The following is a 16,539-nucleotide window of genomic DNA, read 5'->3' as shown; positions in this document are numbered from 1 at the left end:
CAGCAGTCGGTCGGCCTCCAAGGCCCGGGCCGCGGGCTCCGCCGCCCGTCTCATGCCCGTCGGCCGAACAGCTCCCGCAGGACGTCCTCCATGCTCACCAGCCCTGCCATGCGCCCGTCCGCCCCGACGACGGCGGCGAGGTGCGTACGGCTGCCCCGCATCGCCGTCAGGACGTCGTCCAGTGGTGTGCGCTCCACCACGCGCGCGATGGGCCGCATGTCGCGCAGCCGGAACGGCACGTCACGCCCGAGGGCCTCCAGGGCGTCCTTCACATGGAGATAGCCCACGATCCGCCGCCCGTCGTCCACCACCGGGAAACGGGAGAACCCGGACTCCGCCGACAGCCGCTCCAGCTCCTCCGGTGTGACGCCGACGCGCGCGTACACCACGCGCTCCAGCGGCAGCACCACGTCCCGCACCGGACGGCGGCCGAGCTCCAGCGCGTCGCGCAGCCGCTCCCGGGCCCGTTCGTCGATCAGGCCGGCCTCGCTGGAGTCCTTCACGAGCTGCGCGATCTCCGCGTCCGAGTAGGAGGCGGTGACCTCCTCCCGGGCCTCCACGCGCAGCAGCCTCAGCAGCGCGTTGGCGAAGGCGTTCACGGTGAAGATCACCGGGCGCAGCGCCCGGGACAGCGCCACCAGCGGCGGTCCGAGCACCAGCGCGCTGCGCACCGGCTCGGCCAGCGCGATGTTCTTCGGCACCATCTCGCCGAGCAGCATGTGCAGATACGTCGCCAGGGCCAGCGCGATCACGAAGGACACCGCGTGGCCCGCCCCCTCGGGCACGCCCACCGCGTGGAACACCGGCTCCAGCAGATGCGCGATGGCCGGTTCGGCCACGACGCCCAGGACCAGCGTGCACAGGGTGATGCCGAGCTGGGCCGTCGCCATCAGCGCGGACACGTGCTCCAGGCCCCACAGCACGCTCTTGGCGCGTCGTTCGCCCCGGTCGACGTGGGGCTCGATCTGGCTGCGGCGCACCGAGATCAGTGCGAACTCGGCGCCGACGAAGAAGGCGTTGACGACCAGCGTCGCCAGTCCGATCAGCAGCTGGACGGCGGTCACAGCTCCACCCCCGTCTCGTCGGGCTTCCGGTCGCCGAGGGGGGCGCGCAACCGGACCCGGGCGGCCCGGCGTCCCGTGGCGTCGAGGACCTCCAGGTGCCAGTCGGCCACCTCGAGGGTGTCACCGGCGGCCGGTATCCGGCCGAGCACCGTGGCCACCAGCCCGGCGAGCGTCTCGTAGGGACCCTCCGGCGCGCGCAGCCCGACGCGTTCCAACTGGTCCATGCGCGCGGAGCCGTCGGCCGAGTACAGCGGGTGCCCGGCCTCGTCCCTGCCCGCCGGGGCCAGGTCCGGGGTCTCGTGCGGATCGTGTTCGTCGCGCACCTCGCCGACGACCTCCTCGACGATGTCCTCCAGCGTGGCCACGCCCGCCGTGCCGCCGTACTCGTCGATCACGACGGCCATCGTGCGCTTGCCGGAGAGCCGGTCCAGGAGCCGGTCGACGGTGAGCGTCTCCGGGACCAGCAGCGGCTCGCGCATCAGCTCGGAGACGTAGATCCGGGTGCGGCGCTCGGCCGGCACCGCCAGCACGTCCTTGACGTGCGCCGTCCCGACGACCGAGTCGAGCGTCCCGCGGTAGACGGGGAACCGTGACAGGCCGGTCGCGCGGGTCGCGTTGGCCACGTCCTCCAGGGTCGCCTGCACCTCCAGCGCGACGACCTGCACCCGGGGCGTCATCACGTTCTCCGCGGTCAGATCGGCGAGGTTCAGGGTCCGCACGAACAGCTCGGCGGTGTCGGGCTCCAGGGCGCCCTCCTTGGCGGAGTGGCGGGCGAGGGCCGCCAGCTCCTGCGGCCCGCGCGCCGAGGCGAGCTCCTCGGCGGGCTCGACACCGATCCGCCGCACCACCCGGTTCGCGGTGTTGTTGAGATGCGTGATGAAGGGCCGGAAGGCGGCGCTGAACCAGCGCTGCGCGTTGCCCACGGTCTTGGCGACCGCCAGCGGCGAGGAGATCGCCCAGTTCTTGGGCACCAGCTCGCCGACGACCATCAGGAACACCGTCGACGCGCCCGTGCCCAGCACCAGCGCGACACTGCGCGACGCCGAACGGGAGAGGCCGAGGTCCTCCATGGGCCCGGCGATCAGGGCGGCGATCGACGGCTCGGCGAGCATGCCGACGACCAGGTTCGTGACCGTGATGCCGAGCTGCGCGCCGGAGAGCTGGAACGTCAGATTCCGTACGGCCTTCAGGGCGCCTCGCGCACCTCGTTCGCCGCGCTCGGCGGCCCGCTCCAGCTCGCCGCGCTCGACCGTGGTGAGCGAGAACTCGGCCGCCACGAAGGCGCCGCAGGCGAGCGAGAGCAGGATCGCCGCCAGGAGGAGGAGCACTTCGGTCATCGGTTCACCCCTGTTCCATGGTTCTCCGGGAAGGGGCGGAACGCGCGGTGTCGCGCACGGGGAGGCTCGCCCATGGGCGGACGCTCACGACCTTTCATGCAGACCGAGTGGCCATTCAAGGGTAAAGGATGGATAAAACTCCTCCCCGGTCGATCACGAGGCCGGGGGCGGCGCCTGGCCGGTGAGCGGCTTCACCCAGCGCCGCCACTGCTCCTCGGGCCCGTAACCGGCGGCGCCCCACGCCCGGTGCGCGGTCGCGTTGCGGGTGAGCACCATCGCGTCCGCGCGGCGCCCGCCGAGCCGCACGAACCGCTCCTCCGCGGCGGTGAGCAGCGCGGACGCGATCCCCCGGCGGCGGTGGTCCGGGTGCACGGCCAGCCGGTACAGATGACAGCGCCAGCCGTCGAACCCGGCGATCACCGTGCCCACCGGCTCGCCGCCGCGCTCCGCGAGGATCAGCGCCTCGGGGTCCCGTGCGACCAGCCGCTCCACGCCGCCGCGGTCGTCACTGATGCTCGTGCCCTCGGCGGCCACCTTCCAGAAAGCCAGGACGGCGTCGAGGTCCCCGGGCGTCGCGGCCCGGATGCGCAAGTCGGTCATCCCGTGATCACACCACTCGCGCCGGCCCGGGTCGGCGCCGTTTCACCATCCGGACGTCACTGGTGCGCGATCGCCGCCAGTACGTTCATGCGGGACGCGCGCAGCGCCGGCAGCAGCGCCGCCACGACTCCGACCACCGCCGAGCCCACCACCACCAGCACGATCGTCAGCCACGGGACCGCCAGGGCCGTCATGCCCTGGAGCGCCAGGACCCGGTGCGTGCAGACACCCCACACCAGCCCCAGCACGAGCCCCAGGACCGCCCCGAACACGGCGATCACCACCGACTCCAGCCGGATCATCCGCCGCAGCTGACGCCGGGCCAGCCCGATCGCCCGCAACAGGCCGATCTCCCGGGTGCGTTCGACGACCGACAGCGCCAGGGTGTTGACCACGCCCAGCACCGCGATGATGATCGCCAGGCCCAGCAGCGCGTACACCAGGTACAGCAGCACGGCGATCTGGTCGTGGACCAGCTGCTTGTAGTCGGCCAGGTCCCGCACCTGCACCTGCGGATACGGGTCCAGGGTCTTCTCCAGGCTCGCGCGCAGGTCGTCGTCGCCGGTACCGCCCGAGGCGTTGACGTAGAGCGCGGAGTCCTGCCCGCCCGGCGCGTACCGCTCCAGGGTGCCCAGCCCGAAGTACAGCCCGCCCTGGGTGCCGAACCCCTCGGCGGAGTCCTGGTCGGTGAGCGCGCCGACCGTCAGCTCGGCCGAGCGTCCGCCCTGGAACTCCACCGGGAGGGTGCTGCCCACCCGCACGCCGTGGTCGCGCGCGAAGTCCCGGTCCATGGCCATGTGCCCGTCCGCCAGCGCGGCCGCGGAGTCTCCCCGCACATAGGTGATGTTGGCGACGTCGTCGAGCCGGGGGTCATAGCCCGCGGCGGTCGTCTCCACCCGGTCGCCGTCCGGGAGCCGCACCGCGACGGGCGTGAACCGCCCGCGCACCACGAGGCCCACGCCGTCGGTGCCGCGCACTTTGTCGGTGACCTCCCGCGGGAACGGCTGGAAGTTGGTGTTCTGGATGACGAAGTCGGCGCCCAGCGTCCTGTCGATCTGCCGGTCGAACGACGCGGTCATCGACTCACTGGCCACCGACATCCCGCCGACCAGGGCGATCCCCACCATCAGGGCGGCGGCGGTGGCACCGGTGCGGCGGGGGTTGCGCAGGGCGTTGCGCTGACTCATCCGGCCGATCGACCCGAACAGCGCGGGAAAGGCCGCGCCGAGCACCCGGATCACCGGCCGCACCAGCAGCGGCCCGGCGACCACGGTCGCGATCAGGGTGAGCACCACGCCGGACCCCAGCAGGGACGCCGCCGTCGCCGTCCGCTCCGAGACCGCGCAGCCCACGAGCGCCGCCGCACCGGCCGTACCGACGATCCCACCCGCCACCGCGCGCGTCCGCAGCGGCCGGCCCACCCCGGCGACCTCCGCGTCCGAGAGCGCGGCCATCGGTGAGACACCCGCGGCCCGCCGCGCCGGGAGGTAGGCGGCGACGAAGGTGACGCCGAGCCCGACGCCATACGCCGCCACCGGTGTCACCCAGCGGATCTCCATCTCGTCGGCGTCGATGTTCATGCCGAGCAGGCCCATCAGCGCGATCAGACCGGCGGCGAGTCCGATGCCCGCGGCCAGCCCCAGCGTGGAGCCGACCAGGCCGAGCAGCAGGGCCTCGGTGAGGACCGAGCGCCGGACCTGGCGCCGGTCGGCGCCGAGCGCGCGCAACAGCCCCAGCTCCCGGGTGCGCTGGGCGATCAGCATGGAGAAGGTGTTGACGATCAGGAACACGCCCACCAGCACGGCGATCCCGGCGAAGCCGAGCATCACGTACTTGATGACGTCAAGGAACCCGCCCAGTTGCTCGACATCCGACTGTGCCTGCTCGCCGGCCGTCCGGTAGTCGTAGGCCTGCGCCCCGAGCGCGTCCGCCACCCGCTGCTTGAGCTGAGCGTCGCTGACGCCCTCCGCCGCGTCGACCGAGATGCCGGTGGCCGTCCCCGGCCGGCCGAGCAGCCTGGTCTGCGCGGTGGGGGTGTCGACGTAGATCAGCGCGGAGCCGGGGTTGGTGGTCGTGAACGTGACGATGCCGACCACCCGCACCTCGAACGACCCCGGCGGCGCGATGACGGTGAGGGTGTCGCCGATGCGCACGTCCCTGCGGCCGGCGGTCTCGGAGTCGAGCAGCGCCTCGGCGGGGCCGTGCGGGGCGTGGCCCGAGGTCAGCTCCACGGGGCTGCGCTCGTACGGGTTCCAGGCGTACCCGAGCGTCGGCGCCCCGGTGGTCGGGCCCACCGGCTCGTTCTGCTCGTCGACGACCGTGAGGCCGTTCACCTTCACGTCGGCGCGGGCCGCCGCGACCCCGTCCACCTGCCGGACCCGTTCGGCGAGCGCGGCCGGCAGGGTGGCCGTCCGGCCGGAGGGCACCGCCTCGTCGAGGCCCTCCTTCGGGCTGACCGTCACATCGGCCGCCGTGGAGGCGAACAGCCGGTCGAAGGTGCGGCTGACGGTGTCCGAGAAGATCAGGCTCCCCGTGACGAACGCGACGGACAGCAGGACGGCGAGCGCCGAGAGCAGCAGCCGCCCCTTGTGCGCCAGGAAGCTCCTCAGGGTCGCCTTGAGCACGGGCTCAGTTCTCCTCGGACGACGCCGGGGCGTCCTCGTACCGGGTGCGGATCACGTCGAACCTCTTCATCCGCTCCAGGACCGCCTCCGCCGTCGGGCGGCGCATCTCGTCGACGATCCGGCCGTCCCCGAGGAAGAGCACCAGGTCGGAGTGGGCGGCGGCGCCCGGGTCGTGGGTGACCATGACGACGGTCTGCCCGAGCCGGTCCACCGCCTCGCGCAGGAAGGCGAGCACCTCCAGGCCGGCGCGCGAGTCCAGGTTGCCGGTCGGCTCGTCCGCGAAGATCAGCTCGGGCCGGGAGGCCAGGGCCCGGGCACAGGCCACGCGCTGCTGCTGACCGCCGGAGAGCTGCGACGGCCGGTGCCCGAGCCGGTCCCTCAGCCCGAGGGTGTCGATCACCTGGTCCAGCCACTTCTCGTCGGGCTTGCGGCCCGCGATGTCCATGGGCAGGGTGATGTTCTCCAGCGCGTTCAGGGTCGGGATGAGGTTGAACGACTGGAACATGAACCCGATCCGGTCGCGGCGAAGCCGCGTCAGCTCACGGTCCCGCAGCCCCGTGATCTCCGTGTCGCCCAGCCACACCTGACCGGCCGAGACGGTGTCGAGCCCCGCCAGACAGTGCATCAGCGTGGACTTCCCGGAGCCCGAGGGCCCCATGACCGCGGTGAACCGGCCCCGGACGACGTCCACATCCACCGAGTCGAGCGCGAGCACGGCCGTCTCGCCCGCGCCGTACGCCTTGGTCAGACCGCGGGCGCGGGCCGCGATCCCGTCGGCCGGCGCGAGGCCGGGAACGTGCTCCGCAGCAGGTGTGGACAAGGCCGCCTCCTCTGGGTGGACGTCAGGACCTCCTGGCCCTGACCGAGGGTAATGTGATCCGGCCCACACTCGGTATCCTCCGCGGGTCGGACTCCGCCCTTGCCGGTGCTAGCACCCGCGCGCTAGCGTCGTGGTATGGCCAAGACCCAGCTGAACGTGCGCGTCGACGAGGGCACCGCCCGAGCCGCGCGAGAACGCGCCCTGGCCCGCGGGATGAGCGTCAACCGCTACATCGAGGAGCTGGTCCGCCAGGACACCGGCGAGGTGGGCCACACCTTCGTGGAGGCCGCCGCGGACTTCATGAAGCAGTACGAGTCCGTCTTCGCCGAGGAGTTCGGCGGGGACCGTGAGGGCACGCGCGAAGGACGCCACTGAACCGTTGGACAACCTCGAGATCGACCTCGCCTGGCTGCTGATGCTCGCCGAGCAGAAAACCCCCGGAGACCCGCAGGTCACCGACTGGGGAGCCCTCGTCGCCGCCGTCGCCCGGCACCGCGCCGCCGTGTTCGACGTCCCCGTCTACGACAGCCCGCACGCCCGCGCCGCCGCCCTGCTCCAGCTCCTCCTCCACGTCCCCGCGCTGGAACGCTCCAACGCCCTGTTCGCCTCCGCCGTCGCCTACGCGTACCTCGTGGCCAGCGGCGCCAAGGTCGTCACCTCACCCGAGCAGGTCCGCGACCTCGCCCGGCTGGTCAAGAGCGGCGTGGCCTCCGTACGGGAGATCGAGCAGGAGCTGCGCCGATGGAGCCTGTGACTCACCCCTCGGCAGGGCGCCACGCCGTGCCGAGCACGCAGTAGGAGGTGGGCAGCGTCGGCCCCTGTTCGGGCATGAGCACCCGCCGGTAGGGGCCGAGTTCGAACCCGGCGTCCCGCAGGGCCCGCACCGGCTCCCGCGCCACATGGCAGCCCCCGCTCAGCACCGGCCACACCGTCCGGTCCAGGGCCTGCTGGGTGAAGGTCATCGCCCGGCCGCCGCCCCGGCCGTGCTCGAAGAACCGCACCTCGCCGCCCGGCCGCAGCACCCGCCGCAGCTCCCCGAGCGCCCGGGGCACGGCCCGCACACTGCACAGCACCAGCGACACCACGGCGGCGTCGAAGCCCTCGCTCTTGACCGGCAGCGCCTCGGCCACCCCCGGCGCCACGTCCACCGGCACCTCGGCGCGCAGCGCGGCCTCCACGGCCAGCTGCCGCAGCCGCCGCTCCGGTTCGATGGCCACGACCTCCGCGACGGTGCCCGGGTAGTGGGCGAAGTTCAGCCCGTTGCCCGCGCCGATCTCGATCACCCGCCCGGACAGCCCGCCGAGCAGTCTCCCGCGGATCCGGCCCATGCCCATCCGGGTCTCGGCGGCCACACTGGCCCGGGCGTAGCAGCGGGCGAACAGCGGATGGTGCACGGCGTCCCGTGGCACCGCGGCGGAACGGAACGGCATGGCGACCTCCCTGACGATGCCGGGCCTACCCCGATTCTCCCCGTGACCGGCCCGGCGCACCCCTGCCGTCTACCGCAGGCGTACGCGGCCCAGGACCGGACGGTGGTCGCTTCCGGTCGCCGCCAGTGCCGACACCTCCGCCACCTCCACCCCTCTCCCCAGCACCTGATCGATCCTCGCCACCGGCAGGGCGGCCGGCCAGCTGAACGCGAACCCCGAGGGCGGGGCGTTCAGCCGGGAGGTGAGCGGCCCGAGACCGCGGTCCCGCACCGTGCCGTTGAGGTCGCCCACCACCAGGAGCCGGTCGGCCGGATCGTCGGCTACCAGGGCTCCGAGCAGGGCCGCGCTCTCGTCACGGGCCGCCGACGCCAGGCCCGCCGGGCCGAGCCGGACGGACGGCAGGTGGACCACGTACACCGTGATGCTCCCGCCCGGCGCGGACACCGTGGCCCGCAGGCCCCGCTGCCAGCTCGCCGGGAAGCCCTCGGGCCGGATGTCCACGGGCCGCACGTCCGACAGGGGATGGGCCGACCAGAGCCCGACCGTGCCGTGGACGGCCCGGTGCGGGTGCGAGTCGCCCAGGACGTTCTGGTAGACGGGTCGCGCGGCGGGCGTCAGTTCCTGCACGGCCACCAGCCCCGCACGGGCGGCGCGCAGCGCCCGCGCGGTGCCGGAGGGGTCGGCGTTGTCGTCGGCCACGTTGTGCTGGACGACGGTCAGGTCGTACGGGCCCGGGGCCCGGGTGGGGGAGAACCACATCCCGCCGAACATCCAGAGCCAGACGGCCAGGGGCGCCAGGCAGGCGAGGAGTCCCGCCCACGACCGCTTGAGCAGCGCGAGGCAGCCGAGCACGGGCACGCTCAGCCCGAGCCATGGCAGGAACGTCTCCAGCAGGCTCCCCGGCCGCCCGGCCCCGTTGGGTACGGCGAAGTGCAGCGCCTGGAGCGCGGCGGCACCGGCCGCACCGCACATCAGCCGCACGTCCCACCGCGACCTGCCGCCGACGGTCACGCTAGGCGAGTTCCGCCGCCACCAGCGCGGCCGTCCGGGCCACCAGCGGGTTGTCGGCCACGGCCTCCTCCTCCGGCTGGGTGGTCAGGACGGACAGCGCGATCGGCGGGCCGTCCGGCGGCCGGACGACGCCCACGTCGTTGTTGGTGCCGTACCGCCCGCCGCCGGTCTTGTCGGCGATCAGCCAGTCGGCGGGCAGGGCCTTGCGGAACTTCTCGGTGCTGGTGGTGTTGCGCAGCAGCCAGTCCGTGAGCCGTGCCCGGTCCCGGGGCTCCAGCGCGGTGCCGAGCACCAACCGGGCGTAGGTCGTGCCGACGGCACGCGGGGAGGTCGTGTCGGTCACGCGCCACGGCTCCGCCGAGTTGAGCTCGGGCTCCCACCGGTCGAGCCGGGTGACCCGGTCACCGATCGAGCGGCAGAAGCGCGTGACGGCCGTCGGCCCGCCGAGTTCCTTCAGGAGCAGGTTGCCCGCGGTGTTGTCGCTGAAGCGGATGGTGGCGTCGCACAGTTCGCCGACGGTCATGCCGGTCGCGACGTTCTTCTCGGTGATCGGGGAGTACCCGGACTTCGTGACGTAGTCCTGCGTGTAGCGGACACGGCGCGCCAGGAACTCGCCGTCGTGGTCGAGGTCGCGCAGGACGGCCGCGGCGGCCAGGGTCTTGAACACCGAGGCCATCGGGAAGCGTTCGTCCGCCCGGTACGCCACCGTCCGGCCGGTGCGCAGGTTGCGGGCGTACACGCCCAGCCGGGCGGTGTGCTCCCGCTCCAGTTCCCGCAGCCTCGCGGTGACAGCGCCGGTGCCGGATGACGCGTGGGCCGTGCCGCCGCCCAGCGAGAGAGCGGCGGCCGTGCCCAGCGCGAGAGCCGTGCGGCGGGACGGGCGTGATCTGTTCGTGTGCAAGGTGGTCCCTTCGGAGGCGATCACGTACGTAGGTCAACACGCGATCACGTCCGGTCCGGTTTCACCGCGTGCCCGAACGGGCCCTCACCACGCCTCGGGTGCCTCCCGTACCCGGAACGCCTCCGCGTCCCACGAGCCGTCCAGCCGGGGGGCCAGCCAGTGCGGCGCGGATGCCCGGAAGGCGGCGGGGGAGAGGGCGGCCGACCCCGCCGGAACGGCACCCAGCAGCGGCGCTCCGGCCACGTCCGGCAGGTCCGCGAGATTGCAGCGCGCGGCGAGGCCGGGGGCGGCCGGCCAGCTCCCGATCACGATCCCGGCCATCTCCAGGCCCCGAGAGCGCAGTTCACGCGCCGTCAGCTCCGTCGTGTTCAGGGTGCCGAGTCCCGCCGGCGCCACGACCAGCACCGGCGCCGACAGCAGCCGGGCGGCGTCCGCCAGGGTCCCACCGGCCGCGTCGAACCGTACGAGGAGTCCGCCGGCCCCCTCGACCAGCACCAAATCGTGCTCGGTGGCCAGCTTGGCGGCGGCCTCCGCGACCTCGTGCGGATGCACCGGGGCCCGGCCCGCCCGGCGTGCGGCCGTGGCGGGGGCCAACGGCTCGGGATACCGGGCCAGTTCGGCCGTGGTCAGCGGCCCCGCCAGGCGCGCCACCTCGGCGGCGTCGCCCGGCTCGTCCGGCCGTACGCCCGTCTGGGCGGCCTTGAGCACGGCCACCGACCGGCCGGCCGCCAGCGCCGTCGCGGCGACGGCGGCGGTCACGACCGTCTTGCCGACCTCCGTGCCCGTGCCCGTGATCACCAGTACCGGCATGTCATCCCTCCCGCGCCGCCGCGCACACGGCCCGGGCGATCCGCGCGAGGTCCGCGTCGCCCGTCACGTACGGCGGCATGGTGTAGATCAGATCGCGGAACGGCCGCAGCCACACGCCTTCGTGCACGGCCGCCTCGGTCGCCGCCCGCATGTCCACCGCGTGATCCAGCTCTACGACCCCGATCGCGCCGAGGACCCGGACGTCCTTCACCCCCGGCAGGTCCGAGGCGGCCGAGAGTCCGTCCCGCAGCCCCGCCTCGATCCGCTTGACCTCCGCGGTCCAGTCCTGCCCGAGCAGCAGCTCGATCGAGGCGCAGGCCACGGCGGCCGCCAGCGGGTTGCCCATGAAGGTGGGGCCGTGCGCGAGCACCGGCACCTCGCCCCGCGAGATGCCGTCGGCCACCCGCGCGGTGCACAGCGCCGCCGCCATCGTCAGGTACCCGCCGGTCAGGGCCTTGCCCACGCACATCACGTCGGGCGTCACGGCCGCGTGTTCCGCCGCGAACATCGTGCCCGTACGGCCGAAACCGGTCGCGATCTCGTCGAACACCAGCAGTACGCCGTGCGCGTCGCACGCATCGCGCAGCACCCGCAGATACGCGGGGGAGTGGAACCGCATCCCGCCCGCGCCCTGAACCACCGGCTCGACGACCACCGCGGCCAGCTCACCGGCGTGCCGCTCGATCAGCGATCGCAGGTGCTCGGCGTACGCCTCCTCGTACTCCACCGGGGGCGGGTCGGCGAACACCTGGCGTTGCAGCACCCCGGTCCACAGGTCGTGCATCCCGCCGTCCGGATCGCACACCGACATGGGCTGCCAGGTGTCGCCGTGGTAGCCGCCGCGCCAGGTCAGCAGCCGCTGCTTGCCGGGGCGGCCCAGCGAGCGCCAGTACTGCAGGCACATCTTGACCGCGACCTCGACCGACACCGACCCGGAGTCGGCGAGGAAGACATGCTCCAGGCCTTCGGGCGACATGTCGACAAGGAGCTTCGCCAGGCGTACGGCGGGCTCGTGGGTGAGCCCCCCGAACATCACGTGGCTCATCCGCCCCAGCTGCTCGCGCGCGGCCTCGTTGAGCACGGGGTGGTTGTAGCCGTGGATCGCCGACCACCAGGACGACATCCCGTCGACCAGCTCCCCCGAACCGTCGGCGAGCCGCAGCCGCACTCCGCTCGCCGACTCCACGACGAGCGGTTCCTGCCGCCCGGGCATCGGGCCGTAGGGATGCCACACGTGCCGCCGGTCGAGTTCCAGCAGCTCGGCGACCGTGCGCTCAGGCATTGGGCGCGAGGTCGGTCCCGGCGCCCCGGCGGCGCACGGCGACCAGGTCGGTCCGGGGGTCGGCGCCGGTACGGGCGTCGGCGACCTGCGGTTCCTCGCCGGATCCGCACGCCCCGCCACCCCCGGAACCGCACACTCCGCCACCGTCGTGGCAGCCGCCGGCGGCCCGGTGCTCCGGAAGCGTCACCCGGTCGGTGCCCTCCACCTCGAACCCGGCGTCCGCGATCATCTCCAGGTCGGCCTTGCCGGCCTGGCCCTCACTGGTGAGGTAGTCGCCCAGGAAGATCGAGTTGGCCAGGTGCAGGGCGAGCGGCTGCACCGTGCGCAGATGGACCTCACGTCCACCGGCGATCCGCACCTCGACGTCCGGGCAGACGAACCGCGTCATCGCCAGGATCCGCAGGCATCGCTGCGGGGTCAGGTTCCACTCCTTGCCGAGCGGAGTGCCCTCGAACGGGATCAGGAAGTTGACCGGAACCGAGTCCGGGTCCAGCTCACGCAGCGAGAAGACGACGTCCACGAGGTCCTCGTCCGTCTCGCCCATGCCGGCGATCAGCCCGGAGCAGGCGGACAGACCGGCCGCGTGCGCCTTGTGCACGGTGTCGACGCGGTCCTCGTAGGTGTGCGTGGTGGTGATCTCCCCGTACGTCGCCTCGGACGTGTTGAGGTTGTGGTTGTAGGCGTCGGCGCCCGCCTCGCGCAGCCGCTCCGCCTGGCCGTCGGAGAGCAGACCGAGGCAGGCGCACACCTCGACGCCCTCGTTGTTCTCCTTGATCGCCCTGATCGTCTCGGAGACCCGGTCCACGTCCCGGTCGGTCGGGCCGCGCCCGCTGGCCACCAGGCACACCCGCTTGGCCCCTCCGGCCACACCGGCCGCCGCCGCGTCGGACGCCTGGCCGGGCTTGAGCCAGGTGTACTTCAGGATCCCGGCCGTCGAGCCGAGCCGCTGCGAACAGTACGAGCAGTCCTCGGGGCACAGGCCGGACTTGAGGTTGACGAGATAGTTCAGTTTCACCCGCCGGCCGAACCAGTGCCGCCGCACCTTTCCGGCCGCGGCCACCACATCGAGCAGGTCGTCGTCGGACGTCGCGAGGACGGCCAGTGCTTCGTCGCGGGTCGGCAGCTCGCGCCGAAGCCCCTTGTCCACCAGCGTGTTCAGCAGGTCCATGGAAGCCGATCCTGTCCTACGGAGGCACCCGGGGCCAAGGAGGCTTCGTACAACAGAGTCGCTACGAGGTGTGGGTATCGCCACACACTGACCTGCTGGTCGTCCCGCTAGTGTCTGTGCACTGCCTACAAATTCCCCGGAGGACCACCCATGGCGTTCGGCTGGATCGACGAGCAGGCCCAGCGGCGCCGCCGCGCCGGACTCGTACGGATTCTGCGCCCCCGTCCGGCCGCTTCGCCGCTCCTCGACCTGGCGAGCAACGACTACCTGGGGCTGGCCCGTCACCCCGAGATCACCGAGGGCGCGGCCCGGGCCGCGCGGACCTGGGGCGGCGGCTCGACCGGCTCCCGGCTCGTCACCGGCACCACCGAACTGCACACGGAGCTGGAACGGGAACTGGCCGACTTCTGCGGTTTCGAGGCAGCCCTGGTCTTCTCCTCCGGTTACGCCGCCAACCTCGCCGCCGTCACCGCGCTGGCCCCGCACGGCTCCCTGATCGTCTCCGACGCGGGCAACCACGCCTCGCTCATCGACGGCTGCCGGCTGGCCCGCGGCACCACCCAGGTCGTGGCGCACGCCGAGCCCGACGCCGTGCGCAAGGCACTGTCGGCGCACGAGGGCACGGCGATCGCCGTGTCCGACACGGTCTTCTCGGTCGACGGCGACGCCGCCCCCCTCACCGCGCTGGCCGAGGCCTGCCGGGAGCGCGGCGCCGGACTGGTCGTCGACGACGCCCACGGCCTGGGCGTCCTGGGCGACGGCGGCCGGGGCGCCCCGTACGCGGCGGGACTCGCGGGCGCCGACGACGTCGTAGCGACGGTCACCCTGTCCAAGTCGCTCGGCAGCCAGGGCGGAGCCGTCCTCGGCCCCGCCCGGGTCATCGACCACCTGGTCAACGCGGCCCGGACGTTCATCTTCGACACCGGACTCGCCCCCGCCGCGGCGGGGGCGGCCCTGTCGGCCCTCCGGCTGCTGCGCCGCGAGCCGGAACGGGCCGCACGGGCCCGCGCGGTGGCGGCCGAACTGCACGCACGCCTGACCGCCGCGGGACTGGAAGCGGTACGTCCGGACGCCGCGGTGGTCTCGGTGCGGGCGCCCTCTGCCGAGGACGCGGTGAACTGGGCGGCGAAGTGCCGCGCGGCGGGCCTGGCCGTGGGCTGTTTCCGTCCTCCCTCCGTGCCCGACGGCATCTCACGGCTCAGGCTGACCGCCCGCGCTGACCTGACCGGTCAGCAGATCGCACGCGCTGTACGGCTGATCGGCGAGACGCGACCATGAGTCGGCGTGACACGGCCGTGTGTCGCACGATGTCGGTCTGATCGAACGCGGTTACATGCGGTCCACCCCGGCCGCGAACGCCGCCCAGCTCCCCGGAGAGAAGAGCAGCGCGGGTCCGGCCGGGTCCTTGGAGTCGCGCACGGCGAGCAGTCCGGCCCAGGGCGGGGCATCCGGACGCGCGGTCTCGACGCAGTTGTTCGCGCCGGTGCTGTAGCTGCTGCGCAACCACCGCACACCGTGCAGTCCGATGCTTGAGGGGACGTGACGAGGCAGTGCACGCATGGTGCCTCCTTACGCGCCGGCGGCTGTCCCGGCGATGAAATCCAACGAGTCCTCGGGCGAAAGGGCGTGGATCTGAAGGGCGTTGAAGGCCTCCGTGTAGGCCTGGAGGTCTTCTTTCCGTTCGAGGTAGAGGCTACTCGTCAAGTGGTCGAGAACAACCACATCCAGATCAGAAGTGCTCGAAAATGACAAGATAACGAAAGGGCCGGTGACGCCGATGTGCGCCCCGGCGGCGAAGGGCAGCACCTGCAACCGCACTTGGGGGAGCCGGGCGGCCTCGACCAGTCGTTCCAGCTGGCGGGCCATGACCCCGGGTCCGCCCACCTCCCGGCGCAGCACCGCCTCGTCCAGGACGGCGCTCAGTTCCAGCGGGGGATCCGCGCGCAGCACGTCCTGCCGGGCCAGTCGCACCTCGACCAGCGTGTCGAGACGGTCCTCCGAAAGCCCCTCCACCGCGGCCTTCGTCACCGCGCGGGCGTACTCGGGTGTCTGGAGCAGGCCCGGGACGACGGTGGTCTCCAGCGTGCGCATCGCGCCGGCCTGCGATTCCAGGCTGATGAAGTCCCGGTAGGTCGGCGGCAGCACCCCGCGATAGGCGTGCCACCAGTGATGACGTCCACCGCTCTCGTCGGGCCCCGCCAGCACCATGAGCAGCTCGCGAAGTTGGGAGTCCGCCACGGAGTAGGCGTCGAGGAGTAACCGCACATCGGCCGGTTTCACCCCGCTCGTGCCCGTCTCGATCCGGCTGACCTTGGACTGGTGCCAGCCCACCAGCCGGGCCGCCTCACCGCTCGTGAGCCCCGCCGAGGAGCGCAGCGCACGCAGTTCGGCGCCCAGTTTCCGGCGGCGCACCGCGGGACCGTGCTGCATGGGCTCCTCCTTACTCCTTCCGAGCCACCCAAATACGGTTTCGCGTCGCAGAGTTCACCGCTTTGAGCGACAGATATATGCATATCTTGGTGGATCGCCGTCCTTCGAGGGCGTTCTGATGGCAGTCTGGCGACGAAGCACCAGTCCGGGACCGTACTCGAACCATCCGCTCCGTGTCGGACTGCGGTCCCGTGGGAAAGGGACGACGTCGCCATGGCAGACCATTTGGAAGCATCCGTCACTCTGCCGAGCGATCCCGCCTCGGTCTCCGCTGCGCGCACCTACGTGGTGGGCACGCTGGCGGAGTGGGGCCTGCCGGCGGACACGGAAGTGTCCGACACCGTCCGGCTCATCATCTCCGAACTCGCCACCAACGCGGTCCAGCACACCTTCGGCCAGTCACCGACGTTCACCGTGGACCTGGAGCTCGATCGCGACGAGCGGCTGCGTATCGGTGTCACGGACAGTCACCCGCGCTTCCCCAGACGCCTGCCCGCCGCCGTCCAGCAGGACAACGGCCGCGGGCTGGTCATCATCCGCTGGCTGACCGCCGAGTGCGGTGGCCGGCTCCGCATCCGCCCCACCCGCGAAGGCGGCAAGACCATCTCGATCGAACTCCCGTGGGCCGCTCCGGTCCAGCCGGTGACCACGATGGTCCGGCAGGAGCCGTGACCGCTTGTAGCAGGACCGAAAAACCTCCCCAGCGAATGCCCTGAGCTACCCGGGCCGACGCGACCGGCATCCGCGCCCCCCCGCGAGCCGCGGCGCCCCCTTCCGGCCGCCCGCGAGCCATGGCGCCCTCCGGCGCCGCCTCCGAGTCAGGTGCTTCCTCCGGGCCCCCTGCGAGCACGCCGCCCCTGCGAGCACGCCGCCCCTTCGGGCCTCCGTGCGAGCTGTGGTGCTTCCTCCCGCATCGCCTGCGAGCCGCGGCACCCTCTCCGGGTCACCGCGCGCGTCACGGTGCCTCCTCCGGGCCGCCTGAGAGCACGCCGCCTCCTCAGGTCCCTTGTGAGCCGCGGTGCCTCCTTCGGGCCTCCCCACGAGCCCCGGACGCGCTCATCG

17 protein-coding genes are annotated in these 16,539 nt (G+C 72.8%); 4 read left to right on the top strand and 13 right to left on the bottom strand.

The genetic code is table 11. The features are described 5' to 3' along the window. Positions 1 to 50: 50 nt before the first annotated feature. The 5 genes from ABTX62_RS03475 to ABTX62_RS03455 all read right to left on the bottom strand — a co-directional run bounded on the left by ABTX62_RS03475 (position 51) and on the right by ABTX62_RS03455 (position 6,445). Positions 51 to 1,064 carry a hemolysin family protein gene (locus ABTX62_RS03475; protein ID WP_352114596.1) on the bottom strand — a complete coding sequence of 338 codons (1,014 nt, stop codon included), beginning with the start codon at positions 1,062 to 1,064 and terminating at the stop codon, positions 51 to 53. Further along, entirely contained in the window at positions 1,061 to 2,401 is a 1,341-nt protein-coding gene (locus ABTX62_RS03470; protein WP_352114595.1) for a hemolysin family protein, read from the bottom strand. The genes ABTX62_RS03475 and ABTX62_RS03470 overlap by 4 nt, the downstream gene beginning before the upstream one ends. 153 nt (positions 2,402 to 2,554) lie before the next feature. Next, entirely contained in the window at positions 2,555 to 3,001 is a 447-nt protein-coding gene (locus ABTX62_RS03465; protein WP_352114594.1) for a GNAT family N-acetyltransferase, read from the bottom strand. 56 nt (positions 3,002 to 3,057) lie between these two features. Then, entirely contained in the window at positions 3,058 to 5,625 is a 2,568-nt protein-coding gene (locus tag ABTX62_RS03460) for an ABC transporter permease (RefSeq protein ID WP_352114593.1), read from the bottom strand. Between the two features lie 4 nt (positions 5,626 to 5,629). Beyond that, the gene (locus ABTX62_RS03455; RefSeq protein WP_352114592.1) at positions 5,630 to 6,445 is read right to left on the bottom strand and encodes an ABC transporter ATP-binding protein; all 816 of its coding nucleotides are present in this window, start codon (positions 6,443 to 6,445) and stop codon (positions 5,630 to 5,632) included. 135 nt (positions 6,446 to 6,580) lie between these two features. On the opposite strand from ABTX62_RS03455, the gene ABTX62_RS03450 reads away from it, so the two are divergent. Further along, entirely contained in the window at positions 6,581 to 6,820 is a 240-nt protein-coding gene (locus ABTX62_RS03450; protein ID WP_086560028.1) for a toxin-antitoxin system HicB family antitoxin, read from the top strand. 4 nt (positions 6,821 to 6,824) lie between these two features. Further along, positions 6,825 to 7,199, top strand: coding sequence for a fic family toxin-antitoxin system, toxin component (locus tag ABTX62_RS03445; RefSeq protein ID WP_352114591.1), 375 nt, complete (start codon positions 6,825 to 6,827; stop codon positions 7,197 to 7,199). A gap of 1 nt (position 7,200) precedes the next feature. Here the strand turns inward: ABTX62_RS03445 and ABTX62_RS03440 are convergent, their stop codons facing one another. The 6 genes from ABTX62_RS03440 to bioB form a co-directional block, all read right to left on the bottom strand. Next, the gene (locus ABTX62_RS03440) at positions 7,201 to 7,875 is read right to left on the bottom strand and encodes a class I SAM-dependent methyltransferase (protein WP_352114590.1); all 675 of its coding nucleotides are present in this window, start codon (positions 7,873 to 7,875) and stop codon (positions 7,201 to 7,203) included. A gap of 69 nt (positions 7,876 to 7,944) precedes the next feature. After that, positions 7,945 to 8,847: an endonuclease/exonuclease/phosphatase family protein gene (locus ABTX62_RS03435; protein WP_352114670.1), complete on the bottom strand. Its 903-nt coding sequence runs from the start codon at positions 8,845 to 8,847 to the stop codon at positions 7,945 to 7,947. A 40-nt stretch (positions 8,848 to 8,887) separates the two neighbouring features. Further along, the gene (gene bla, locus ABTX62_RS03430) at positions 8,888 to 9,787 is read right to left on the bottom strand and encodes a class A beta-lactamase (protein WP_352114589.1); all 900 of its coding nucleotides are present in this window, start codon (positions 9,785 to 9,787) and stop codon (positions 8,888 to 8,890) included. Positions 9,788 to 9,871: 84 nt separating this feature from the next. Beyond that, on the bottom strand, positions 9,872 to 10,597 hold the full coding sequence (bioD, locus tag ABTX62_RS03425) for a dethiobiotin synthase (RefSeq protein WP_352114588.1): 726 nt from the start codon (positions 10,595 to 10,597) through the stop codon (positions 9,872 to 9,874). Position 10,598: 1 nt separating this feature from the next. After that, positions 10,599 to 11,879, bottom strand: a complete 1,281-nt coding sequence (locus ABTX62_RS03420) for an adenosylmethionine--8-amino-7-oxononanoate transaminase (protein ID WP_352114587.1) — start codon at positions 11,877 to 11,879, stop codon at positions 10,599 to 10,601. Next, entirely contained in the window at positions 11,872 to 13,047 is a 1,176-nt protein-coding gene (gene bioB, locus ABTX62_RS03415) for a biotin synthase BioB (protein ID WP_352114586.1), read from the bottom strand. Before bioB ends, ABTX62_RS03420 begins: the two co-directional genes overlap by 8 nt. Positions 13,048 to 13,197: 150 nt before the next feature. Between bioB and ABTX62_RS03410 the strand changes: the two genes are divergently transcribed. Next, positions 13,198 to 14,325: an 8-amino-7-oxononanoate synthase gene (locus tag ABTX62_RS03410; protein ID WP_352114585.1), complete on the top strand. Its 1,128-nt coding sequence runs from the start codon at positions 13,198 to 13,200 to the stop codon at positions 14,323 to 14,325. A 51-nt stretch (positions 14,326 to 14,376) separates the two neighbouring features. On the opposite strand, the gene ABTX62_RS03405 is transcribed toward ABTX62_RS03410, so the two are convergent. Both ABTX62_RS03405 and ABTX62_RS03400 read right to left on the bottom strand, forming a co-directional pair. Beyond that, positions 14,377 to 14,607, bottom strand: a complete 231-nt coding sequence (locus ABTX62_RS03405) for a DUF397 domain-containing protein (protein ID WP_352114584.1) — start codon at positions 14,605 to 14,607, stop codon at positions 14,377 to 14,379. A 9-nt stretch (positions 14,608 to 14,616) separates the two neighbouring features. After that, complete coding sequence (locus ABTX62_RS03400) at positions 14,617 to 15,477, bottom strand: helix-turn-helix domain-containing protein (RefSeq protein ID WP_352114583.1); 861 nt, start codon at positions 15,475 to 15,477, stop codon at positions 14,617 to 14,619. A gap of 213 nt (positions 15,478 to 15,690) precedes the next feature. Between ABTX62_RS03400 and ABTX62_RS03395 the strand changes: the two genes are divergently transcribed. Next, the gene (locus tag ABTX62_RS03395) at positions 15,691 to 16,149 is read left to right on the top strand and encodes an ATP-binding protein (protein WP_352114582.1); all 459 of its coding nucleotides are present in this window, start codon (positions 15,691 to 15,693) and stop codon (positions 16,147 to 16,149) included. Positions 16,150 to 16,539: the final 390 nt, after the last annotated feature.

Source organism: Streptomyces sp. NPDC096046 (assembly GCF_040303285.1).
Taxonomy (GTDB): domain Bacteria; phylum Actinomycetota; class Actinomycetes; order Streptomycetales; family Streptomycetaceae; genus Streptomyces.
Note: the sequence above shows the minus strand (reverse complement) of the source record. Positions and strands in the feature narration are given on the sequence as shown.

Bases quoted from the DNA above. Each gene is read 5' to 3' on its own strand.
- ABTX62_RS03400 (WP_352114583.1), bottom strand. From the start codon at position 15,477: ATGCAGCACGGTCCCGCGGTGCGCCGCCGGAAACTGGGCGCCGAACTG.
- bioB (WP_352114586.1), bottom strand. From the start codon at position 13,047: ATGGACCTGCTGAACACGCTGGTGGACAAGGGGCTTCGGCGCGAGCTG.
- ABTX62_RS03420 (WP_352114587.1), bottom strand. From the start codon at position 11,879: ATGCCTGAGCGCACGGTCGCCGAGCTGCTGGAACTCGACCGGCGGCAC.
- ABTX62_RS03450 (WP_086560028.1), top strand. From the start codon at position 6,581: ATGGCCAAGACCCAGCTGAACGTGCGCGTCGACGAGGGCACCGCCCGA.
- ABTX62_RS03465 (WP_352114594.1), bottom strand. From the start codon at position 3,001: ATGACCGACTTGCGCATCCGGGCCGCGACGCCCGGGGACCTCGACGCC.
- ABTX62_RS03435 (WP_352114670.1), bottom strand. From the start codon at position 8,847: ATGTGCGGTGCGGCCGGTGCCGCCGCGCTCCAGGCGCTGCACTTCGCC.
- ABTX62_RS03440 (WP_352114590.1), bottom strand. From the start codon at position 7,875: ATGCCGTTCCGTTCCGCCGCGGTGCCACGGGACGCCGTGCACCATCCG.
- ABTX62_RS03410 (WP_352114585.1), top strand. From the start codon at position 13,198: ATGGCGTTCGGCTGGATCGACGAGCAGGCCCAGCGGCGCCGCCGCGCC.
- ABTX62_RS03405 (WP_352114584.1), bottom strand. From the start codon at position 14,607: ATGCGTGCACTGCCTCGTCACGTCCCCTCAAGCATCGGACTGCACGGT.
- ABTX62_RS03470 (WP_352114595.1), bottom strand. From the start codon at position 2,401: ATGACCGAAGTGCTCCTCCTCCTGGCGGCGATCCTGCTCTCGCTCGCC.
- ABTX62_RS03395 (WP_352114582.1), top strand. From the start codon at position 15,691: ATGGCAGACCATTTGGAAGCATCCGTCACTCTGCCGAGCGATCCCGCC.
- bioD (WP_352114588.1), bottom strand. From the start codon at position 10,597: ATGCCGGTACTGGTGATCACGGGCACGGGCACGGAGGTCGGCAAGACG.